Source organism: Microbacterium sp. GCM10027623, from assembly GCF_042666935.1.
Lineage (GTDB): Bacteria > Actinomycetota > Actinomycetes > Actinomycetales > Microbacteriaceae > Microbacterium.
Window position 1 is genome coordinate 816324 of the sequence record NZ_JBHTHE010000001.1, and the last position, 21827, is coordinate 838150.

Sequence of the window (21827 nt, forward strand, 5' to 3'; positions counted from 1 at the left end):
TCGATGAGAACGGATCCTGATGACTGACTCCCACCCCACCGTCGGCTTCGTCGGACTCGGCAGCATGGGCAGCGGGATGACCCGCAACCTGCAGGCCGCCGGGTTCCCGCTCGTGGTCACCGACCTGCGCCGCGAATCCGCGGCCGAGCTCGTCGCCGCCGGTGCCCGCTGGGTCGACAGCGCGGCCGAGGTCGCCGGCGCCAGCGACCTGGTGATCACGATGCTGCCCACACCGAGGCACGTCGCAGACGTGCTGCATGGCTCGGACGGCATCCTCGCCGGCATCGCCGACGGCGGCACCTGGATAGACATGTCCACCTCAGTGCCCGAGGTGGCCGACGCCGTGCGAGCCGACCAGGCCGACCGTGGACTGCGCATCCTGGATGCACCCGTCAGCGGCATGTCGACCGGTGCCGCGAACGGCACGCTGCAGATCTTCATCGGCGGCGAGGCGGCAGATGTCGAGCGGCTCCTGCCCGTCTTCCATGCCATGGGCGATCCCGAGCGCGTGCTGCACGTCGGAGGCCACGGCGCCGGCTATGCCGTCAAGCTCATGATCAACCAGCTCTGGTTCAACCACCTGATCGCCACTGCCGAGGTGCTCTCGGTCGGAGTCAAGGCCGGTGTCGACCTCGAGGTTCTGCGTCGCTCACTGATCGCCAGCCCGGCGAACAGCAACTTCCTCGAGAACGATGTGCTGTCGATCCTCGACCACGGGGACTACGACGAGGGCTTCGCCATGGTGCTGGCCTGCAAGGATCTCGGCCTTTCGATCGATCTGGCGCGATCTGTCGGCATGCCCGTCGAACTCTCGGCGCTGGTCGAGCAGCAGTTCCGCCGCGCCAAGGCCATGTTCGGCGACCGTGCCGGCGAGATGACGCCTTTCAAGCTGTACGAAGACCTGGTCGGCGCACCCCTGCGCCGCACGCCTGCTGAGGAGCCTGCACGATGACCGTGACCGCTGCCGACGAGACCGCCCTGCTCGAGCGCATCCCCGTCGATCTCTACATCGACGGCGGATGGCGCCCCGCCTCGAGCGGACTGCGCTTCGACGTACTCGACCCGTCGACAGGCGCCGTCCTCGCGCAGGTCGCCGATGCCAGCATCGAGGACGGGGAAGCCGCGCTCGCCGCCGCCCATGCCGCCCAGAAGACCTGGGGGCGCACCGCGCCGCGCGAGCGCGCCGAGATCCTGCGCCGCGCGTTCGAACTCGTCACCGCACGCGTCGAGGACTTCGCCCTCGCGATGACACTCGAGATGGGCAAGCCGCTTGCCGAATCGCGCGCCGAGGTCGCCTACGGGGCGGAGTTCCTGCGCTGGTTCAGCGAGGAGGCGCCGCGCATCTCGGGTCGTTACGCCACCGCGCCGGACGGACGCAATCGCCTCGTGGTCGTTCAGCGTCCGGTGGGCCCGTGCCTCTTCATCACGCCGTGGAACTTTCCGCTGGCGATGGCGACGCGCAAGATCGCCCCGGCGATCGCCGCAGGATGCACGATGGTGCTCAAGCCCGCGGCACTCACGCCGTTGACCGCGCTGCTGCTCACCGAGGTGCTGGAAGAGGCAGGGCTGCCGAAGGGGGTGCTCAACATCATCCCGACCAGCCGGGCCGGTGCCGTCACCGGGCCGCTGATCAAGGATCAGCGCCTGCGCAAGCTGTCGTTCACCGGATCCACGGAGGTCGGCCGGCGACTCATCGCCGATTCGGCCGAGCAGGTGCTGCGCGTGTCGATGGAGCTCGGCGGCAACGCGCCGTTCCTCGTGTTCGACGACGCCGACATCGACGCGGCGGTCGACGGTGCCGTGTCCGCGAAGATGCGCAACGGCGGCGAGGCCTGCGTCGCGGCCAACCGCTTCATCGTGCACGAGTCGGTCGCGGGGGAGTTCACCGAGAAGTTCGCCGCGCGAATCGCGGCCTTCGTGCCGGCGCGCGGAACCGAGCCGAACTCGACCATGGGTCCCCTCGTCGATGAGGCCACGCGCGACAAGGTCTCGGAACTCGTGACGGATGCCGTGGCCGCCGGCGCACGCATCGCCGTGGGAGGCAACGCGATTCCGGGCGCGGGCTACTTCTTCGAGCCGACCGTTCTGGTGGACGTGCCGGACGACGCGGCCATCCTCGGCGAGGAGATCTTCGGCCCCGTCGCCCCGATCATCACCTTCTCGACCGAGGAGCAGGCGATCAGCCTCGCCAACGCCACGGAGTTCGGGCTGGTGTGCTTCGCGTACACCCGTGACCTCGATCGCGGTCTGCGTCTTGCTGAAGAGCTCGAGACCGGGATGCTGGGACTCAACGCCGGCGTGGTCTCCAATCCCGCGGCGCCCTTCGGCGGCGTGAAGCAGTCCGGCATCGGTCGCGAGGGCGGCTTCGAGGGCATCCACGAATATCTCGAGACGACCTACGTCGGCATCGCCGACCCCTTTGCATCACGGAAGGACTGAGATGGAGATCACGGACTTCAGCACGGCGCTCTTCTCGCTCGAGGGCAGGCGCGCCATGGTCACCGGCGGCAACGGTGGCCTCGGGCGGGCGTTCTCGCTCGCGCTCGCGAAGGCGGGGGCCGATGTGTTCGTGCCGTCGCTCGTCGACGACGACGGCACCACCCGACACCTGGTCGAAGAGGCGGGGCGCCGGTACGAGTTCGCGCAGATCGATGTGACCGAAGCGGGGGCCCCGCAGCGTATGGTCGATCAGTGCGTGCAGACCCTGGGAGGCCTCGACATCTTGGTCAACTCCGCGGGCATCAACCTGCTCAGCGAGGACGTGCGCTCGTTCGGCCGTGACCGGTGGGACCCGATGATCCAGGTCAACCTCACCGCCACGTTCGAGTTCGCCGAGGCGGCGGCGCGTACCTTCATCGCGCAGGGGTCGGGGAAGATCGTGAACATCGCCTCGCTCTTCTCCTTCCTCGGAGGGCGGCAGTCGCCCGCGTATGCGGCGAGCAAGGCCGGCGTGGTCGGGTTCACCAAGGCGTACGCAGACGAACTCGGGCCCTTCGGCATCCAGGTCAACGCCGTCGCACCCGGATACTTCGCCACGCCCCTGACACAGGCGACCCGCTCCGACGAGAAGGCGAACTCTCGCATCGTCGATCATGTCCCCGCCGGCAGATGGGGAGATCCCGCCGACCTCATGGGCGCCGTGGTCTTCCTTTCCAGCCCTGCAGCCAACTACGTCAACGGCCACACGCTGGTGGTCGACGGCGGCTACCTCGTCCGCTGAGTCCGCAGAACCACCCCCAGGAGAACATCATGGTCGTGTCCCGTTCCTCGCTCACCGCCGCGCAGATCGTCGAGCACCTGACTCGGCTGGTCGGCCCTGACCAGATCGACACCGACGAGACCGCACTGCGCGAGGCGAGCGTCGACAGGTTCAAGAAGTACACCGCCGTGCATGGGATCTTCGACGGGCCGTTCCCCTCGGCGATCGTCTATCCGGAATCCACGGCTGAAGTGTCCGAGATCCTGCGGTTCGCCGACGAGAACCTGATCGCGGTCATCCCTCGCACAGGGCGCACGGCGACCGAGGGCGGACTCGAAGTGATCGTCGAAGACACGATCGTGGTCGACGGCTCGCGCATGGACCGCACGCTCGATGTCAACACGACCGACATGATGGTGACCGTCCAGGGCGGTGCGCCGCTGCAGCGCGTCGAGGACGAGCTGCGGGCGCTCGGCTACACGACCGGACACTCGCCGCAGTCCAAGCCGCTCGCGCAGTACGGCGGTCTCGTCGCCACGCGCTCCATAGGTCAGTTCTCCACTCTCTACGGCGGAATCGAGGACATGGTCGTCGGGCTCGAGGCCGTGCTCGCCGACGGCACGGTCGCGCGCATCAAGAACGTGCCGCGCCGCGCGGCCGGGCCCGACATCCGCCACCTGATCATCGGAAACGAGGGGGCGATGAGCTTCATAACCGAGGTGACGGTCAAGATCTGGCCCTACCGGCCCGAGAACCTGCGGTTCTTCGGGTTCCTCACCGAGGAGTTCGGCACGGGCGTAGAGGCCCTGCGCGAACTGGTGACCCAGGGCTACCGCCCGTCGGTCGCGCGCGTCTACTCTCCGGAGGACGCCCGCCAGCACTTCGCGCATTTCCACGACGGCAAGAACGTCGTCGTCCTGGTCGCGGAGGGGCCGAAGCGGCTCGCGGATGCCACGGCCGGCGCCATCGAGGAGGCCTTCGAGAGCAGAGAGCACGTCCGCGTCGACGATGCGCTCATCGAGCAGTGGTTCCACAACCTCAACTGGGGTCAGGACAAGATCGACCGGGAGAAGGCGGAGATGCTCGCCGACGGCCATCTCGGGTACACCACCGAGGTGTCCGTCGACTGGTCGCGCGTCGTCGACCTGTATGAGTCGGTCATGCGACGTGTGCGTGACGAGTTCCCGCGGTCGGACGACCTCACGATGCTCGGCGCGCATTCGTCGCACAGCTATCAGACCGGCACGAACCTCTACTTCGTCTACGACTACGACATCGCGGTCGAGCCGCGGCAGGAGATCACCGAATACCACCAACCGCTGAACGCGATCGTGGTCGAGGAGGCGCTGCGTCTGGGTGGCTCGATGGTGCATCACCACGGCATCGGCAAGTACCGAACTCCGTGGACCGAGCAGGAGCACGGAACGGCGACCGAGTTGCTGCGCCGGCTGAAATCGGCTCTGGATCCGAACGGGATCATGAACCCCGGGACGATCTTCGCCCTGGAGGATTGAGGTGCCCTACGTCGTCGCGATCGACAACGGGTCGCAATCGACGAAGGTGGCGATCGTGGATGCCGCCGGCGTCGTGCACGCCTCGGCACGGGTGGGACTGAGACCGTACGAGTCGCCGTCTCCGGGGCGCAGCGTGCACCCCGGCGACGACGTGTGGGAGTCGATCGCGCTCGCCTCTCGCACGGCGATGTCCCGATTCACGGGGGATCCCGGCGAGATCGTCGGCGTGGGGCTGTGCACGATCCGCTTCTGCCGGGCGCTGCTGCGGGCCGACGGCACTCTTGCGGAACCGCTGCTCAGCTGGATGGACGAACGCGTGAGCCGACCCCACGAGCCGTCGCCCGGGGTCGCGCGAGTGACCACCTCATCCGGCTACGTCAGTCATCGTCTGACGGGGCGCTTCACGGATGCCGCAGCCAACCACCAGGGCGTGTGGCCGATCGATCAGCGCACCTGGCGGTGGAGCACGGATGCCGCCGACTACGCCCGCACGGGTATGACACCCGAGCAGCTGTCGGAGCTCGTCGATCCCGGCGAGCAGCTCGGTACGGTCACGGCGTCGGCTGCTGACGCGACGGGTCTTCCGCCCGGGATACCGGTGTTCGCCACAGCGAACGACAAGGCGGTAGAGGCGCTCGGCGCCGGCCTCGGGTCGCCGGAGGAGGTGCTGCTGTCGCTCGGCACGTACATCGCCGCCATGACCGTCGCCGATTCGCCGGACGGCGGCGACGCCCACTGGGTCAATTTCGGCTCGCGGCCCGGCCAGTATCTGGCGGAGTCCGTCGGCATCCGGCGCGGCATGTGGACCGTGAGCTGGCTGCGTTCGCTGCTGCATGAACACGCTGAGGGCGGAGATGATCTGTACCTGCTCGATCGACGACTCGGTGAGGCCGCCGAAGCAGTGCCGCCGGGCTGTGATGGTGTGGCCGCGGTGCTCGACTGGTTGGCGCCGGACGATGCGCCGCATCGACGAGGCGCGTTCATCGGCTTCTCGGGCATGCAGGGCCGCGGGCACCTGCAGCGCGCTGTGCTCGAAGCCATCGCTTTCACGATGGCTGACCACATCGAGGCGATGGCGGCGGATCTCGGCCGCACTTTCCGCAGCGTGCTCGTGACCGGAGGCGGGGCGCAGTCGCCGCTGCTGGTGAGCATGATCGCCGATGTGCTGGGAATTCCCGTCCAGCGGGCGCGAGTGGACGACGCAGCAGGCATCGGCGCCGCGGTGAGCGCGGCGGTGGGCAGCGGGCTGCACCCGGATTGGGATGCCGCGGTAGCGACCATGGTCGGCCGGACCGAACCGCAGCATCCGTCACCGGCATCCGCGGTATATCGCAGCCTGCGCGCCTGGCATCGCGGCATCCGTGCCCGCGTGGACGCCCTGGATGCCTGGTCCGCGGCACAGCTCGCTGACCAGCAGAGAATCGAGTGTTGACATATGCACAACTTTGGTTGCAACCTCGCGAACCCCCGCCCTAGATTCGGACCAACGGCCAGCGTGGCCGCCGATCGGCTCGATGAAGAGAAGGTGAGGTGCTCATGAACGGCTTCGACCTGCCGGGCCTGCTCACCTTCTGGAGCCGCCGCGGTGATGACGTCCTCGAACTTGCCGTTCAGCACATCGCCGTCGTGGCGCTGAGTGTGCTGCTCGCCACCGTGATCGGTGTGCTCCTCGGAATCGTGGTCTGGAACCGCCCGGTGCCGCGTTCGCTGATCATCGCCGCTGCTGGCGTCGCCCTGACCATTCCGTCGCTCGCGCTGCTCGCCCTGCTCACCCCGGTGTTCGGGCTCGGCTGGACGCCGACGGTGATCTCGCTGATCTTCTACTCGCTGCTGCCGATCGTGCGGAACACCGTCGTCGGGCTGCGGGAGGTGTCTCCGGCGATCATGGAGTCGGCGAAGGGCATGGGCATGTCGCCGACCAAGATCCTCCTCACCATCCAGCTTCCGATCGCCTGGCCGATCATCCTGACCGGCGTGCGCGTCGCTGCGCAGCTGACGATCGGTATCGCGGCGATCGCCGCGTATGTCGCAGGTCCCGGGCTCGGCCAGATGATCTTTCAGGGGCTGTCATCGCTCGGCTCCAAGAACGCACTCAACTTCGCTCTCAGCGGCACGCTCGGCGTCGTCATCCTCGCGCTGCTCATCGACGGCGCGTTCGTGCTCATCACCCGACTGACAACCTCGAGGGGGCTCCGTGTCTGACTCCACCGCCACTCGCGCCGTGACCGGCGCAGTATCCGCAGCCTCCACCCCGAGCGGCGTGGGCATCACGCTCGACAAGGTGACCAAGATCTACCCCGGCCAGCAGGCGCCGGCCGTTGACGACTTCTCGATGAGCGTCCGTCCGGGTGAACTGGTGATGTTCGTCGGTCCGTCCGGCTGCGGCAAGACCACGACGATGAAGATGATCAACCGCATCATCGAACCCTCGTCGGGGTCCATCGCGATCGACGGGCGCGACGTGCTCTCGCTCGACCCGAACGAGCTGCGTCGGCACATCGGTTACGTCATCCAGCAGATCGGACTGTTCCCGCACATGACGATCGCCGAGAACATTGCGGTCGTGCCGCGGCTGCTCGGGTGGAGCAAGCAGAAGACCGCCGACCGCATCGACGAGCTGCTGACCACGGTGCAGCTCGACCCCGGCACGTTCGCCACCCGCTATCCGAAGCAGCTCTCCGGCGGCCAGCAGCAGCGCGTCGGCGTCGCCCGCGCGCTCGCCGCCGATCCGCCCGTCATGCTCATGGACGAGCCGTTCGGTGCGACAGACCCGATCACCCGCGAGAAGCTGCAGGCCGAATTCCTGCGCCTGCAGGAGTCGATCGGCAAGACGATCATCTTCGTCACGCACGACTTCGATGAGGCGATCCGCCTCGGCGATCGGATCGCTGTGCTCTCGGACCGCAGCCAGATCGAGCAGTTCGACACTCCGGCGAGCATCCTCTCCAATCCGGCGAACGATTACGTGCGCTCGTTCATCGGCCAGGGTGCGGCGCTCAAGCGCCTCGCGCTGATCCCGGTCACGGATGCCAGGCTCAAGGACGCCTCACGTGCGGGCGGCGTGCCGACGGTCGCCGCCGAGGCCAGCCTGCGCGATGCCCTCGATGCGCTCGTCCTGGCCGGACTGCCCGCCATCGACGTCATCGACGGCGGCCGAGCCGTCGGCGCGATCACGATCGACGCGATCTCCGAGGCCCTCGGCGCCGAAGTCCCGGGCGTTCCGTCGGCAGGTGCATGATGACCGTCATCACCACCGAGACGGAGCTGCTGACCACGAAGGCGCCCGCGCCCCCGGTCAAGCACCGCGTCTTCACCCTCAAGCGCTTCACCACGCCCATCGTCGTCGCGGTGATCCTGGCGCTGCTGCTGTGGTGGGTGTCGAGCCTGCCGCTCGACTCGATCGAGCAGCGCACGCTCAACTGGCAGTACATCACGCGCCGCATCGGCGAGCACCTGAGTCTCACGGTCGTGGCATCCGCCCTGGTCGCCGTGCTGGCGATCCCGCTCGGCGTCATCACCGCCAAGTCGCCCTCGAGAGTGTTCCGCTCCGTCGTGCTGGCCCTGGCGAACATCGGCCAGGCCACGCCCGCGGTGGGCGTCGTGATCCTGCTCGCCATACTGTGGCAGACGGGGTACACGACGGCACTGGTGGCCCTCGTCATCTACGCGTTCCTGCCCGTGCTGCGCAACACCATGATCGGCATCGAGCAGGTCGATGCGAACGTGCGCGAGTCGGCACGCGGCATGGGCATGACGCCCGTGCAGGTGCTGACGCGCATCGAACTGCCGCTCGCGGTGCCGGTGATCCTCGCGGGTCTCCGCACGGCGCTCGTGTTCTGCGTCGGCGTGGCCACCATCGCGACGTTCATCAACGCGGGCGGCCTCGGCGACATGATCGTGAACGGCCTGAAACTGCAGCGCTACCCGGTGCTCGTCGTCGGGGCAGTGCTCGTCGCCTGCATCGCCCTTCTCATCGACTGGGTAGCCGGCTTCATCGAAGACATCGTCACTCCGCGCGGTCTCTGACACTCCGCGCATCACGCCCGAACATCTACTCGCACGTATCAAAAGGAGACCACCATGAACCGAGCAAGACTCATCCCCGTCACCGCGGTTGCTGCGGTGACCGCCCTTGCCCTGGCCGGCTGCTCTGGGGGCGGAGCGACGGCCGGAAGCCAGGGCGACGAGCTCAAGGGGCTGACCGGCGAGATCGGCGCCAAGGACTTCTCGGAGCAGTTCATCCTGGCGCACATCACCACGGAGCTGCTGAACGCGCACGGTGCGGATATCGAAGCCAACACCAAGCTGGTCGGCTCGGCGAATGTGCGCCAGGCGCTCGAGAGCGACGAGTTCCTGGGCTACTGGGAGTACACCGGCACGTCGTGGATCACCTACAACGGCAACACGGCGCCGGTGCAGGGAGCCCAGGCGCAGTTCGACGCGACCAAGGAGGCCGATGCGGCGAAGGGCATCGCCTGGCTCGATCCCGCACCGCTCAACAACACCTACGCTTTCTCGATCCGCGAGGACAAGGCGAAGGAGCTCGGTGTCTCGAAGCTGTCGGACATCGCCGGTCTACCTGCTGACGAGCAGACGTTCTGCATCGAGAGCGAGTTCTCGACGCGCGACGACGGGTGGCCCGGGCTGAAGACCGCGTACGGGATCGACGTCCCGGACTCGAATGTCGCACTGCTCGACACGGGCGTCATCTACACGGCGACCCAGAAGGGCGATGACTGCAACTTCGGTGAGGTGTTCCAGACCGATGGCCGGATCCCGGCGCTCGGACTGACCGTGCTCGAGGATGACAAGGAGTTCTTCCCGGTGTACCAGGGCGCGTTCACCCTGAAGCAGAAGATGCTCGACGACTACCCCGCGATCGCGGACATCCTCGCCGAGATCTCCCCGAAGCTGACTACCGAGGTCATGCAGAAGCTCAACGCACAGGTTGACGTCGATGGTGAGGATCCGCAGGACGTCGCGACCGACTGGCTGACCGAAGAGGGTCTGATCTGACAGAGGAAGAGGGCCGCGGAGACGCGGCCCTCTTCATCTTTCGGGAGTAATGGGATTTCGAGGGCGTGAGATGAAGATCGAACAGATCGAGTTGATCCGGATGAACCTGCCGCTGGCTCCACCTTTTCGAGCAGCGTGGGATCCGAACCCGAGGGTGGAGTTCGCGGCGACTCTGGTGGTGGTGCGGACGGACGACGGGGTGATCGGGTACGGCTCCGGCGACACGATGGACGGGTTCGAGGCGTATCGCGACCTGTTCATCGGCACCGACCCGCTGCAGATCCTCAACCAGGTCCGCCGGATCGAGACGATCAACTTCCACGGCGGCAGGTACTGGCCGCTGGAGGCGGCCCTGTGGGACATCATCGGCCAGGTGGCGGGTCTGCCCGTCAGCATGTTCTTCGGCGGCGCCCGGGACCGCCTGCCGGTGTACGCATCGAGTGGTGAATTGAAGTCGCCGGAGGCACGGGCCGAATCGGCAGTCGCTGCGAAGGAGGCAGGGTTCCGGGCGATGAAGATCCGTATCGCTCGACACCGTCTCGCGGAAGGCGTGGCCTCGGTGAAAGCGGCACGGGAAGCCGTCGGCGACGCGTTCGACCTCATGGTCGACCTGAATCAGATGTGGCGGATGTCGGGTGACATCGACGCGGCGCTGCCGCTGGCTCGCGTGCAGCGGCTCGCTGCCGAGCTGAGCGAACTCGGGGTCCTGTGGCTCGAGGAGCCTCTGCCACAGGTGGATGTCATCGGGGTGCGCCAGGTGCGTGCGCAGACCGGCATGCAGGTGTCGGGTGGGGAGATGGTGCGCAGCCTGCCGGAGATCATGGCGCTGGTCGAGGCGGATGCGTTCGACATCTATCAGCCGGATGTCGCGCTGGCCGTCGGCATGTACCGCGCCCGGCAGGTGGCGGAGTCGGCGAACCTGCGGCACCGCCTGTTCACGCCTCACACCTGGTCGAACGGGCTGGGGCTGCTGGCCAACTTGCATGTCGCGGCAGGGGTGGATGCCGGGCCGTACCTCGAGTTCCCCTACGACCCGCCCGGGTGGACACCCGAGAGGCGCGACTTCTTCATGGCGCCGCTGATGATCGATGCCGTCGGCGACCTGGTGGTTCCGGATGCTCCGGGCCTGGGCGTGCAGATCGACCACGACGCTGTCGCACGGTGGCGGGTGGGCTGAGGCGGGGTTACGGGCGGCGTCCGGTGGGCGCCGCCGTGCGCAGTCGTTCCGCGAGCACCCCGGATGCCGTGATCAGTGCCTCCGGACCGACGACGGTGAACGGCGCATCGAACCGGGCGACGGCTGCCAGCAGGCCGGCCCAGGACCAGGAGCCGAGGGTGATCCGGCACGAGTGCTCGTCGAGCTGTTCGAGTTCGCCGTCGCCGATCCACGGCGCCACCTCACGGGCCGGCAGCTGGAGGACGACCTGTCCGACGCAGGGCCAGCGGTCCTCGGCATCCGAACCCTTGAATCGCGCGGCGAGGTACGCGCGCGCGTCTTCCGCGGGGAGGGCGCGCGGGGTGAATCCGGGGCCGGTGGGGGTGCGGGGAGACAGGCGGTCCAGACGGAAGATGCGCCAGTCGTCCACGTCGAGGTCCCAGGCGATCAGATACCAGCGGCTGTCTCGGGCGACGAGGGCGTGCGGCTCGGTGCGCCGCGGCGGGGCGTCTCGGTCGCCGTAGCCGAAGCGGAGGATCTGCCGATCACGGACGGCGGCGCTCACCGCTTCGAGTACGGCCGGGTCGACTCGGCCGGCACCCTCGGCAGCGGTGAAGCGGATGCCGTCGACGCGGTGCCGCAGGCGGGACGGCATCACCTGTCGCACGGTGGCGAGGGCGCGCGCCGCGGCTTCGTCGATGTCGACGCCGGTGGTGGGGATGCTCTGCAGGGCGATCGCGATCGCCACAGCCTGCGCGTCGTCGAAGAGCAGGGGAGGCAGTTCGGAACCGGCAGCGAGCCGGTAGCCGCCGTCGGGCCCCTTGATCGCGCCGATCCGATAGCCGAGTTCGCGGAGCCGGTCGACGTCTCGGCGCACGGTGCGGACGGTGACATCGAGGCGGTCGGCGAGAACCTGCCCCGGCCAGTCGCGCGGTGTCTGCAGCAGCGACAGCAGGGCCAGCATCCGCGACGTGCTTCCGGTCATGGGTCCATTGTCGTGCAAGTAGAGGACTGAAACTGACCTCTTCTGCTGTCATCGTCTTCTCGATGGCGCTTCCGTCGGAGGGAGCGCCGAGAGAACAAGGAGACCTCATGACCATCCAGACCACCACGCATCTGAACTTCCGCGGCACCGCCCGGCAGGCGCTCGAGTTCTACCGGACCGTGTTCGGCGGGGAGTTCGTGGCGGCGACCTACGCCGACTTCGGGATGCCGCCGGAGGCGCCAGGCGCCGACCGGATCGTGTTCGGCCAGCTCGAGAACGCGGACGGTTTCCGGATCATGGCGTACGACATCCCGGGTGCGGATGCCGCCGACATCGCGGGGACGACGATGCGCGAGAACGGCATGACGATCACCGATCGCACGTTCTTCCAGTCCGTCCGCGGTGAGACGCTCGAGGAGGTCACCGGGTACTGGAACGCGCTCGCCGAGGGTGCGCAGATCATCGAGCCCCTCGCCGCGTCGGCATGGAGCCCGGGCTTCGGGATGCTGACCGACCGGTTCGGCGTCACCTGGGTGCTGGACGTGCAGGCCGCGTAGGAGCGTGGTGCGGCCGAGGGAGGGGCCTCGGCCGCACCGGGGCGCTGGTGCTCACTGCACCGACCACCCGCCGTCGGATGCCGGGATCGCGCCGTCGAACGGATGCCGCCCGTGACCGCACGGAAGTTACTCTGTCGCGGCGCCCCGGGTCGGAGTAGCATCCGGCGGTGTGAGGAGTGGTCAGCTGGGGCTCCTCGCATCTCGATCGTCAGCGTGCGCCCTGTGGGACGCGGATCGGAGACAGTCATGTCTGTCCGTTTTGCAGATCTCGTCCGCGAGTCCAGTCGCGAACTCAGTCTCCGTGAGCTGCTCGAGCAGCCGGTGACCGAACTGATCGGGGTGAGCCCGGACGCGGCATCCGCTCTCTCCTCTCTGACGATCGGTTCGATCTTCGATCTCGGCACCTCGTCGGTGTTCGCCCGCGCCTCCGCCGCGCTCAGCGCGGCCGGCTCCGATGTCCAACTCGTGCCGCAGGACATCCTCGGCCCGTCGGGATCGGGGGTGGCGCCAGAGGACGTGCCCGCGCTGCCCATCGTGAGACTGCAGGGCATCTCGCAGGCTGCGGCGGCGGCGATCACCGCTGCCCTCGCGGTCACCACGATCCGCGAGCTCGCACTGTGGCCGCCGCGTCGCGTCGCGCACGAGATGGTGGGTGTCTCGCTCGGTACCGATCTGGGCGACTCCGAAGAGCGGTCCGCCGACGAACTGCGTCCCGCCTTCGGGGAGTACCCGACCGAACGCGTCTACTACGACACGCTCTTCATGCTGGGAACGGATGCCACCCAGGCCCAGCAGCCGCTCTCGGCGCCGCTGTCGCTCGAGAAGCTGGCCAGTGGTGGGCTCGCGTTCGGGGCACCGGCGATCGGGGCGATCGCCACGTACGCGCAGTCGTGGTTCGCGCAGGGGCTCACGCTCGGGCACATGGTGCACTCGCTCGCGCTCGCACCCGGTGAGGCGACCCGGCTCGCGGTGATCGATTGGACGCGCAAGACCACGACGACCTCGAGCGAATCGGTCGACGAGGGCGAGCGCCTCTCGAACTCCACGAATCATGTGCGGGCGATCAGCGAAGTGCAGAACGCGGTGGCTGAAGAGATGCAGGAGGGCGGCTCGATCGCGACCGGATGGTCGAAGTCGTCGAGCACGTCGAAGGGCGTAGCGGCCAGCTACGGGGGAGGGATCGCCGGAGTGGCCGGTTCGATCGGTGGCGCCCTCGGCTTCGGAGGCGGCGGCTCTTACACGAGCCAGTCGTCCGAGACGCAGTCCGAGGCGACGAGCGCATCGTGGTCGGTCGGGTCGCGATCGGTCTTCGCCGAGATGAACCAGCGGGTGAACGACCGCACCGAGCAGTACGCGACGTCCGTGCGGAACAGGCGGGCGACCGCCGTGCGCGAGGTGTCGCAATCCGAGCACGAGCAGGTCAGCACCCGCATTGTCGCGAATTACAACCACATGCACGCGCTGACGGTGCAGTACTACGAGGTCGTGCAGATCTACCGCGTCACCGTGCAGCTGAACCGGTTCGATCGGGCGTTGTTCCTGCCGTTCGCGCTGCTGGATTTCAGCACGGCATCCGGCCCTGATCTCGTCGCCCGTTTCCGCGGCGAGCTGCTCGCCGGCGCGCTCACCCCGCGTGCGGCGGATCTGCTGCTCGATGACCGCGGCCGCATCGAACTGCACAGCGCCGTGCGGGTGCCGCGGGCGATCACGGTCGCCGACGTCGCGCTGGCACCCGCGTCGGCGATGGTCAGAACGGCGATGCGGCGGGCGGGCGACGACCCATCGGGTCCCGTCGACCCGCCCGTGGACCCGCCCGTCGTGCCACCGGTCGGCGACCCGGTGCGGCCGCCGCGCGTGGTGACACGGTTCACGGTGGTGCGGCCCGGGCCGATCGCCGAGATCGTTCCGGGGGATGCGCGCATCACCTCGATCGCGTTCGACGACGTCGTCGTCGATCGTGTGCGAGTCGACCAGCCGGGAGTCGCAGCCGAAGCCAGCACGTTCATGGTGGCGGCGGGGACCGGGCAGGTCGACTTCCCGCAGGGCATCGTCGCGCGCGGCATCGATGCGATCCATGTGGCGTGCGATGCCGCCGCTGCGGGGGAGGGGTCGATGGTCATCCGGTACGAATCCGAGGGCCAGCAGTCGCTCGCCGTCGTGCCGATCGACGTGCTCGCGAGCAGCGCCATGCAGAAGGTCTGCTTTCTGCACGGGGATGCTGCGGGGCGCCGTGACGAGTTGCTCGCCCACCTGCAGGCGAATCGCAGCCACTACACCCGGGTCGTGCTAGGGCGCCTGGATGCGGCATCTCTCGCCCTGCTGCTCGCCGACGTGTCGTGGCTGGGAAGACCCCTTGCAGACCAGGTCGAGCCGAACCCGATCGCCGTGTCGGGCAACTACCTGGTGCTGCGTGCGCCCGCCGAGGACGGCGATGCCAGCGGGCTCGCGCAGTTCGCCAGTTGGGGCGCGTTGCTGCGCGACCGTGGGATCGACTTCGGTACTGAGTCGACGCGGCTCGTGCCCATTCCGACGGCCGGCGTCTTCGCCGAGGCGGTGCTCGGTCGTTCGAACTCGGCCGAGAAGCTCGACATCACCCGGTTCTGGAACTGGCAGGACTCGCCGATCCCGCTGCAGCCGCCTGAGATCTCCCCGGTCGCGACCGGATCGCGCGGCACGACGGACGATCTGAAGCCCGGCCCGCTGGGAACCCCGGTGCTCGGCATCTCGACGCCGACGGTGCTGCCGGAGCCTGCCGGGCTTTCGGCCGCGCTGGGGGCGTTGGCGAACGGAAGCATGTTCCGCGACATGGCAGGGCTCGCCGGAACGCAGGATCTCGCGCAGGAGGCGTCGACGGGCACCCTGAACGCCGCGACCGAGGCAGGCCGCATCGCGAGCACGAACTTCCAGACGGCGACCACGCAGGCCACCGAGATGGGCAAGGCCGCCGCCAACATGTTCACGGCGATCAAGTCCGCCGAGATCGCCAAGGGTCGTGAGGGCGGCATCTCGGGCGACGGTGCCCGCATCAACCACGGCCGCGACATGGACGAGCGCGGGTTGACCTCGGGCGGGAGCACCGGGAGGTCGTCGGCCGATGCGGGTGGCGAGGCGCCCTCGTCGTCGGCTGGCGGCGCATCCGGTGACGACGGGTCGGGCGGGAGCACCGACTTCATGCCGGGGCCGTCCGCGTTCCTGCGTGAGGTCGCGGCCGCAGACGACGCCTCGGCGTTCTCCCATGACCGACTGGGTGCTGCGAACAACGTGCTGGGCGTGCCGGTGACGCTGGCGGACTTCGAGCCGGGCCGGTCGAAAGCGTCGACGATCGGATCGTCGAAGACGTTGCTGCTGCAGACGCTCCGGAAGGATGCTGTGAACGCGAAGATCGCGTTGCGCGGCGTGACCCTGCGCGACCTGGCCACCCACCCGCAGGGCAAGGCGTATGCGGCCGTCGAGTTCGGCGCGTGGACCGACGACCCGAAGACGATCTTCGTCAACCTCGCCGCTCTCCAGAACATGATCGCCGACGCCGTCACCAACGGTGCTCTTGTCGATGATGCCGAGGACTTCGTGAGAGGCATCGGGGTGCTCACACTGCGCCACGAGGCGCAGCACGCCGCCCAATTCAAGACGCTCACCTCGCGGGCGCCGACGTTCGCTCAGATGATCTCCTTCGAGGCGTCCGCGTACAAGGGTGACGTCACCTGGTTGACCGATCAGAAGAACAAGGATCTGCTGACGAACACGTTCGGCTGGGAGGACTCCAGAGTCGCCGAAGCGCTCACCGCGAGTACGGAACGCCAGGCGGTGTTCGATGCGTTCGCCGCCGACGCGGCCCTGAGCGACGAGGCGAAGCGACGCGATGCGCTCAAGGCCGGAGCCAACGGAGAGACCTTCCTGCCCGACGAGATCCGGGTCGGAGGGAAACGCAAGAAGGACTACGTGGCGCGCAACCTGTATCGATGAGCGGTGGGGCCCGGGGACTGCGCGGTGCGGGGGCGGCGCGGTGCGGGAGCGGCGCCTCGACCGTGATCGGCGCCGCGTATGGCACGCTCGACCCATGGATGCTGACCGCGCCCCGCATGCCGACGTCGACTCTGCACCCGAAGGCACCGCCGTGACGAGCAGGCTGTGGCCCTCGCTGGTGGTCGGGGCGGTGGCATCCGCGTTCGCACTGTTCCCGTCGTGGGTGGGCGGGGCCCGGCTGCCGTTGCAGAACCTCTGGCATGAGCAGACGATGCCCGATGACATGCCGATCTCTCTGCTGCCGCTGAGCCAGTACTACGCGCTGAACATCTTCGTGATGCTGCTGCTCGGCGGCGTGCTTGCGGGGCTCGTCGTGCGGTGGCGGCGACTGCGCGCGGGCATGGCGGCGCTGGGCGTGCTCGGCGTGCACGTGATCGTCACTGTGCAGAGCTTCGCCGTGCTCGCCGGCGGGCACGGCCTTCTCGACGGCACCGCAGGTTCGCGGGAGCTGCTGTACTTCGGAGGGATGCTCGGTGGGGTCGTCGCCGGAATCGGGCTCGCGCAGCTCGGATGCTGGATGGCATCCCGCCGCACGGTGACCCTGCCTGCGCTGGCGGTCGCGCTGTCGGCGGTGCCGGTGGGCAGCTGGATCAGCACGGCGATCGTCGCTTTCACGACGTACAACGGGTACCCGCCGGAGGTGGGGACGATTCTGCGCTGGGTGCCCGCCGTGATCGTCGCGGGCGCGCTGATCTGGGCCGGGGTGCGGCCTCTGGGGCGACTCGTCGTGTGGGTGGTCGGTCTGCTGGCGCTGTGGAAGCTGCCTGCCGTGTTCACTGCGATCAGCTACGGCCTCGGCATGCGCGTGCTGCAGGGCGACCTGCGCGAGATGGCTTTGGTCGCCGGACAGATCTTCCCGCTCGCGCTCGCGGAGACGACGCTGCCCGTTGTGGTGGCGGTCGTGTTGGCGGTGGTCGGGACGGGGGTGCGGATGCTGGTGGGGAAGCGGGTTGCTGATGTCGGCCGGGCTCAGCGCGACGAGATCAACTGATGCGCGCGCTGGTGTGAGACGCCGAGCATGGCGCCGATGTCGCGCACAGGGATGTCCGCGGCGGTAAGGCTGCGCGCGAGTTCCGTCGCCTGACGTGAAGCGGCTTCTTCGAGTTCGGCAGCGCGTTTGCGGGCTTCCGTGATCGAGGTGATCTTGTCCGCGATGTCGTCTATCCCGGCGATCGGCGCGAACTCGAGGTCGATGGTGACGCTCTCGAGCGGAACGTCTTTGGATGCTGCGATGTACTCGCGAGCCATCTCGGTCGCCTCGCTGAGGCGACGCGCCTGGGTGAGTCCGTCGATGGACGGGATGCTCACCATCCACCACTTGCCTTCGCGGACCACGGTCGCTTCGTATGCAGTCATCTCTTGTCCTCGTCCAGAGCCTTCAGCAGCTTGCGGAAGACGCCGGGACTGATGGTGCTGTGGCCGTCGGGGAGTGTGAAGGTCGTACCGTTCGGTCCTTCCCACGTGGTGTGGCTTCCCACGGTCCGCAGCGCGCGCCAGCCCATGCGCTTGAGCAGCTTGGTGACCTTGCGAGTCGGTTGCTCGGAAACCACAGTCTACCTCGCTAGACACTTTGGAGGGTGAGATGGGCCCAGTCCCACGACAGGCTGGGCCCTGGTTGAATCACATGGCGCGACAGTGCTTGCAGAGCCGCCAGCCGTTGGTCCCCGATCTCCTATTCCGTGCAGGGCTCTGTTTGCCCGTCGGACAGTCGTTGTGAACGTGGTGCACGTCGGGATCGGTCGGGTTGATTGAGTAGTACGCGGATACTCGCATGACGGACTCCTTTGTCACGGCGAAACCTGTGCCGCCCTGGCACACCACTGACCATAGGCGTGACCACCGACACGCTCAGCCGAGCAGAATCCGTTGCCCCTCGAGCTCGGGCCGTTTGGATTCGAGGTCGAGGTGCTCCAGAGCATTCTGCTTCGCCTGACGAGATGGCGTGGACCGCGATCATCCCCAGATCTCGAGCGCGCCTGGATCCGACATCTCCATCTGCGCGACGACGCCGTCGTAGAGGTATACCTCACCGCTTCCGCAGATCGTCGCGCCGGGTTCGATCGGCTCGAGGTACGTGTCCCAGAAGATGAACGTGAACCGATCCGCGGAAGGGTAGTCTCGCCCGACATTCACGAACGAACCATCGCCGGTCACGCGGACGCTCATGAGTGGGCCGCACACCCGTTGCACAGTTCCCACGTGAGCGCGTGCGAGATCCCAGCCGAGACCACCCTCGGGCCACTGCTCGGTGGCGGGCGTCTTTGGGGATGCGTCCGTTGCCTGACCGAACGCGCAGTGCCCGTTCTGCGAGAGCAGAGCGACTGCTTCTTCCCTCATCCCGAAACCGATGAGCTCCTCACAGGAGCCATCGCGGAATGCGCTGGGACTGGCATTGGCGAGATAGTCGATCGCGATCTCGTACTCGTTGGAGCAGCGTTCGGTCAGAGTCTGCAGAATCGCGTCGACGTCGCCGGTGCCCGACTGCTCATACGACACAGCAGCTGAAAGCAACTGTGAGCACGAGGGAGGGGGAGGTGCGGACGAGTACGACGTGGACGTGCACGCCGTTGCCGCTGTGACCGCCACGGCAAGGGTAGCCACCGCGCATGCGGCTCGCCAACTGCTCATCATGCCGCTAATCATGGCAGCAGCCGAGCCTTCAGCGGGCGGAATACTTCCAAGACACTGCCAGGCGCACTACAGCCCGTGGCGTCGCCGCCAGAACCAGTTTCTGTTCAGCGGGTCCCATCCGGCCTCCATGGTCAGTAGGTTCCGTACCTGCGGGAGCCGATCCGCCGGTAGGCCACGTAGCGTCTTCACGTACGCCGGAGACGAGCACTGGTCGATGATCGATTCGCTCCAGAATGCCCAGGTTGCGTCGGTCACCCGGCCTCGTTGACGCAGGTCGATCTCGTCTTCGCTCAACTGGAGATACTCGAGAATGATCTTGTAGTCGATCCGTGTGGGGGCTTGGCCGAGGGCGAATGGACGCGATCTCCGATCCATCAGCTCCCAATACCGGACTACATACATCGCTTCGAACTCGCGATGCATCTGGCGGCTGTGAAAGATGAGTTGTAGGGCGGCGAACGCGATTGCAACGAGAGTCAGCGCGGAAATCGCCACCTGGGCGACATCAGTCCAAAGTGGTTCCATGGGAGCTCGGCTCACTCCCCCAGCAGCAGCGCGCTCGGCGCGCCCTTCCAGGTCACCACGAGCTCGTCACGTGCTCGGCTGGCAGCCACATAGAGCAGCGACCGGAAGCGCTTGTCCAGATCCGATTTCTCCTCTTCGGGCAGGTTCTTGTAGGCGAACGCCGGCGGGAACGCGCCGTCGGACACGTCGAACAGGACCACGCGTGAGAACTCCATGCCCTTGGCCGTGTGCATCGTCATCGCCACGGGCTGACCGCCGGTGATTCGCGGTGAGTTGAGCAGGGCGACCGGAATACCGCGTTGGCCGAGTCCCTGCTGGACCTTCTTGGACGCAGTGTTCGAGGCGGAGAGGATGGCGATCGTCTCGGGCTTGACTCCCTCTTCGATCCAGCGCTGCACGTCTGCGGAGATCGCGTCGAACTGTGCGGCATCCGACTTCGACGGGCGGGTCGCAGGCTTGGGGCCGCTACGCGATGAGCGGTACCCCTCGGTCGTCACTTCCTCCGCTTCAGCGTCCGAGTACTCGATGCCCGAGAGGATCTCCAGTGCATAGCGAAGGTTCTCGAGCGTGGTGCGGTAGTTCAGGGTGAGCCGGCGAGATCTGCCCTGCACGGCGATCCCATATCGCTTCAGGACGGTGGGTTGTCCGTAGATCCGCTGGTGCGTGTCGTCAGCGATGAACAGGTCGTCGGGGCCCTCTGCGACGAGATTGCGCAACAACTGCCATTTCGACGGGATCAGGTCCTGCGCCTCGTCGATGAGCACGTGATCAGCCTGCTTCTCGCCGCCGGACTCCAGCCATCGCGCGGAGACCGCCGCGATCTCCCCGAACGACAGGCTCCCCGCGATGCGCTGGTTCTTGCGCGCCTGCTCGATGACAGCCCAGACAGCGGTGCGACGCGTTCGGTCGAGTGCGACACCCCGGCCCGGCCTACGGACCAGTAGATAGTCGTCCAGCTCACGGATGCGATGGGGCAGGATCACCTGCGTGTACTCGCCGTCGAAGAACGCCTCGGACCGGAGTGAGATCGGAAGGTCGCTTCCGGCTTCGTGGATCGCCGACTTCCAATCCATCTCCGCGACGGTCGCAGTGCTGTCGCGCGTCGAGCCGATGACCTGGAGGGCCGCCGCACCGTACGCGTCTCCACCGGCGACGCCTCGGACATCGGAGGCGATCTGATCGACACCGCGGACCAGGATTCCCGAGCCGCCGAGGCGGTCTGCGAACGGAAGGTCGGGGTCCAGACGTTCGAGATCGCGTCGCAGGTTCTCCGCCAGGGCACGCGTGTATGTGGTCAGCACGACGCGGGCATCGGGGTTCTGCCGGGCGAGGTGCCGCGCACGGTGTAGCAGAACGACGGTCTTCCCGGTTCCTGCCCCACCGGTCAGACGGAACGAGCCGCTACGAGGCTTCTCGGCGTACTCACGCTGCTCAGGATGCAGGAAGACGCGCCAGGCGCCGAAGTCGCCCCCTTCGATGACCCGGCGCAGTTCGTCCGTGTCGTCGATGAAGGTGAACTGCATCTGTGCGGCCGGATGCTTCAGCGCCTCAAGCAGCTTCGTGTCGTCGTCAGCGGTCGGGTCGGTCACCACCGGTTCGTCCAGCCGCAGCTCGGACTTGATGAGGTGGAGTGCCGTGCCGGCTCCCATCGCGACGAGCACGTCGGCTTGCCAGGCGGTGTCGAGGTCGGCTGCGAAGTCGACGAGGGCGTCTTCGCCCGTGATCTGGAAGGCTGCTTCCGCCGTCTCGCGATCGAAGCCGAACTCGTCCGTCAGATCAGTGGTGAAGAAGCCCTGCTGGGTGAGCAGTGGCACCACTTCAGGGGCTGGTTCCGCGGTCGGCTGCGTCTTCGGTGCAGTCGGCAGCTCGATGTCCTCGGCAGCTTCAAGCGCCTGCTTGACGACCGCCAAGCCGTTGACGGGGTTCATGCTGAGCACGGTCGTGCGCGCTCGCTTGATCGCCTCATCATGATTCCAGGTCCCGGCGTACACATACGCGGGCTCGCCACCGGCGGGCTCGAGCTTGAAGAGGACGGCCCGCCACTGGAGGTCCACGCGCCCCGTGCGCACGCGCGCGTCGAGTGGCTGCTGCATCGGTTCGATGTGAAGTCCCGGCGACGCGTCGTCGTCACTCAGCTTGTCGAGGAAGGTGTAGATCTTCGCCTTCACGGCGGGATCATGCTTCGGCTCCTTGGCAGCACCCCAGACGATCGTTGGCATTC

The 21827-nt window shown here is 67.5% G+C and carries 19 protein-coding genes; 13 read left to right on the forward strand and 6 right to left on the reverse strand.

Translation table 11 applies throughout. The features are described from left to right. Positions 1-19 precede the first annotated feature (19 nt). The 10 genes from ACFQY2_RS03770 to ACFQY2_RS03815 all read left to right on the forward strand — a co-directional run bounded on the left by ACFQY2_RS03770 (position 20) and on the right by ACFQY2_RS03815 (position 10906). Complete coding sequence (locus ACFQY2_RS03770) at positions 20-952, forward strand: NAD(P)-dependent oxidoreductase (RefSeq protein WP_378744295.1); 933 nt, start codon at positions 20-22, stop codon at positions 950-952. After that, positions 949-2439, forward strand: a complete 1491-nt coding sequence (locus ACFQY2_RS03775; RefSeq protein WP_378744296.1) for an NAD-dependent succinate-semialdehyde dehydrogenase — start codon at positions 949-951, stop codon at positions 2437-2439. The genes ACFQY2_RS03770 and ACFQY2_RS03775 overlap by 4 nt, the downstream gene beginning before the upstream one ends. Position 2440: 1 nt before the next feature. Beyond that, positions 2441-3220, forward strand: a complete 780-nt coding sequence (locus tag ACFQY2_RS03780) for an SDR family oxidoreductase (protein ID WP_378744297.1) — start codon at positions 2441-2443, stop codon at positions 3218-3220. A gap of 29 nt (positions 3221-3249) precedes the next feature. Further along, positions 3250-4713, forward strand: a complete 1464-nt coding sequence (locus ACFQY2_RS03785) for an FAD-binding oxidoreductase (protein WP_378744298.1) — start codon at positions 3250-3252, stop codon at positions 4711-4713. A gap of 1 nt (position 4714) precedes the next feature. Next, positions 4715-6145, forward strand: coding sequence for an FGGY-family carbohydrate kinase (locus ACFQY2_RS03790; RefSeq protein ID WP_378744299.1), 1431 nt, complete (start codon positions 4715-4717; stop codon positions 6143-6145). A 104-nt stretch (positions 6146-6249) separates the two neighbouring features. Further along, on the forward strand, positions 6250-6915 hold the full coding sequence (locus tag ACFQY2_RS03795) for an ABC transporter permease (RefSeq protein ID WP_378744300.1): 666 nt from the start codon (positions 6250-6252) through the stop codon (positions 6913-6915). Then, entirely contained in the window at positions 6908-7951 is a 1044-nt protein-coding gene (locus ACFQY2_RS03800) for an ABC transporter ATP-binding protein (protein ID WP_378744301.1), read from the forward strand. The genes ACFQY2_RS03795 and ACFQY2_RS03800 overlap by 8 nt, the downstream gene beginning before the upstream one ends. Continuing rightward, on the forward strand, positions 7948-8739 hold the full coding sequence (locus ACFQY2_RS03805; protein ID WP_378744302.1) for an ABC transporter permease: 792 nt from the start codon (positions 7948-7950) through the stop codon (positions 8737-8739). The genes ACFQY2_RS03800 and ACFQY2_RS03805 overlap by 4 nt, the downstream gene beginning before the upstream one ends. Positions 8740-8793: 54 nt before the next feature. Then, positions 8794-9729, forward strand: coding sequence for a glycine betaine ABC transporter substrate-binding protein (locus tag ACFQY2_RS03810; protein ID WP_378744303.1), 936 nt, complete (start codon positions 8794-8796; stop codon positions 9727-9729). Between the two features lie 70 nt (positions 9730-9799). Continuing rightward, entirely contained in the window at positions 9800-10906 is a 1107-nt protein-coding gene (locus tag ACFQY2_RS03815) for a mandelate racemase/muconate lactonizing enzyme family protein (RefSeq protein ID WP_378744304.1), read from the forward strand. 7 nt (positions 10907-10913) lie between these two features. Here ACFQY2_RS03815 and ACFQY2_RS03820 read toward each other — a convergent pair whose 3' ends face one another. Continuing rightward, a complete protein-coding gene (locus ACFQY2_RS03820; protein ID WP_378744305.1) occupies positions 10914-11870 on the reverse strand; it encodes a helix-turn-helix transcriptional regulator in 957 nt (318 codons plus the stop codon). Between the two features lie 107 nt (positions 11871-11977). Between ACFQY2_RS03820 and ACFQY2_RS03825 the strand changes: the two genes are divergently transcribed. The 3 genes from ACFQY2_RS03825 to ACFQY2_RS03835 all read left to right on the forward strand — a co-directional run bounded on the left by ACFQY2_RS03825 (position 11978) and on the right by ACFQY2_RS03835 (position 17441). Further along, positions 11978-12427: a VOC family protein gene (locus ACFQY2_RS03825; RefSeq protein WP_378744306.1), complete on the forward strand. Its 450-nt coding sequence runs from the start codon at positions 11978-11980 to the stop codon at positions 12425-12427. 246 nt (positions 12428-12673) lie between these two features. After that, complete coding sequence (locus tag ACFQY2_RS03830) at positions 12674-16390, forward strand: hypothetical protein (protein ID WP_378744307.1); 3717 nt, start codon at positions 12674-12676, stop codon at positions 16388-16390. A 94-nt stretch (positions 16391-16484) separates the two neighbouring features. Next, positions 16485-17441, forward strand: coding sequence for a hypothetical protein (locus ACFQY2_RS03835; RefSeq protein ID WP_378744308.1), 957 nt, complete (start codon positions 16485-16487; stop codon positions 17439-17441). Here ACFQY2_RS03835 and ACFQY2_RS03840 read toward each other — a convergent pair. The 5 genes from ACFQY2_RS03840 to ACFQY2_RS03860 form a co-directional block, all read right to left on the reverse strand. Then, entirely contained in the window at positions 17420-17806 is a 387-nt protein-coding gene (locus tag ACFQY2_RS03840; protein WP_378744309.1) for a hypothetical protein, read from the reverse strand. The genes ACFQY2_RS03835 and ACFQY2_RS03840 overlap by 22 nt on opposite strands. Continuing rightward, a complete protein-coding gene (locus ACFQY2_RS03845) occupies positions 17803-18000 on the reverse strand; it encodes a type II toxin-antitoxin system HicA family toxin (RefSeq protein ID WP_378744310.1) in 198 nt (65 codons plus the stop codon). The genes ACFQY2_RS03840 and ACFQY2_RS03845 overlap by 4 nt, the downstream gene beginning before the upstream one ends. Positions 18001-18403: 403 nt before the next feature. Beyond that, a complete protein-coding gene (locus tag ACFQY2_RS03850) occupies positions 18404-18946 on the reverse strand; it encodes a hypothetical protein (protein ID WP_378744311.1) in 543 nt (180 codons plus the stop codon). A 201-nt stretch (positions 18947-19147) separates the two neighbouring features. Next, positions 19148-19606, reverse strand: a complete 459-nt coding sequence (locus ACFQY2_RS03855; RefSeq protein ID WP_378744312.1) for a hypothetical protein — start codon at positions 19604-19606, stop codon at positions 19148-19150. An 11-nt stretch (positions 19607-19617) separates the two neighbouring features. Further along, on the reverse strand, positions 19618-21825 hold the full coding sequence (locus ACFQY2_RS03860) for a 3'-5' exonuclease (RefSeq protein ID WP_378744314.1): 2208 nt from the start codon (positions 21823-21825) through the stop codon (positions 19618-19620). Between the last annotated feature and the right edge of the window lie 2 nt (positions 21826-21827).

Coding starts and splice junctions, on each gene's coding strand:
- ACFQY2_RS03835 (WP_378744308.1), top strand. CDS start 16,485: ATGGATGCTGACCGCGCCCCGCATGCCGACGTCGACTCTGCACCCGAA.
- ACFQY2_RS03815 (WP_378744304.1), top strand. CDS start 9,800: ATGAAGATCGAACAGATCGAGTTGATCCGGATGAACCTGCCGCTGGCT.
- ACFQY2_RS03780 (WP_378744297.1), top strand. CDS start 2,441: ATGGAGATCACGGACTTCAGCACGGCGCTCTTCTCGCTCGAGGGCAGG.
- ACFQY2_RS03775 (WP_378744296.1), top strand. CDS start 949: ATGACCGTGACCGCTGCCGACGAGACCGCCCTGCTCGAGCGCATCCCC.
- ACFQY2_RS03825 (WP_378744306.1), top strand. CDS start 11,978: ATGACCATCCAGACCACCACGCATCTGAACTTCCGCGGCACCGCCCGG.
- ACFQY2_RS03830 (WP_378744307.1), top strand. CDS start 12,674: ATGTCTGTCCGTTTTGCAGATCTCGTCCGCGAGTCCAGTCGCGAACTC.
- ACFQY2_RS03860 (WP_378744314.1), bottom strand. CDS start 21,825: ATGCCAACGATCGTCTGGGGTGCTGCCAAGGAGCCGAAGCATGATCCC.
- ACFQY2_RS03795 (WP_378744300.1), top strand. CDS start 6,250: ATGAACGGCTTCGACCTGCCGGGCCTGCTCACCTTCTGGAGCCGCCGC.
- ACFQY2_RS03785 (WP_378744298.1), top strand. CDS start 3,250: ATGGTCGTGTCCCGTTCCTCGCTCACCGCCGCGCAGATCGTCGAGCAC.
- ACFQY2_RS03820 (WP_378744305.1), bottom strand. CDS start 11,870: ATGACCGGAAGCACGTCGCGGATGCTGGCCCTGCTGTCGCTGCTGCAG.
- ACFQY2_RS03770 (WP_378744295.1), top strand. CDS start 20: ATGACTGACTCCCACCCCACCGTCGGCTTCGTCGGACTCGGCAGCATG.
- ACFQY2_RS03805 (WP_378744302.1), top strand. CDS start 7,948: ATGATGACCGTCATCACCACCGAGACGGAGCTGCTGACCACGAAGGCG.
- ACFQY2_RS03855 (WP_378744312.1), bottom strand. CDS start 19,606: ATGGAACCACTTTGGACTGATGTCGCCCAGGTGGCGATTTCCGCGCTG.
- ACFQY2_RS03840 (WP_378744309.1), bottom strand. CDS start 17,806: ATGACTGCATACGAAGCGACCGTGGTCCGCGAAGGCAAGTGGTGGATG.
- ACFQY2_RS03810 (WP_378744303.1), top strand. CDS start 8,794: ATGAACCGAGCAAGACTCATCCCCGTCACCGCGGTTGCTGCGGTGACC.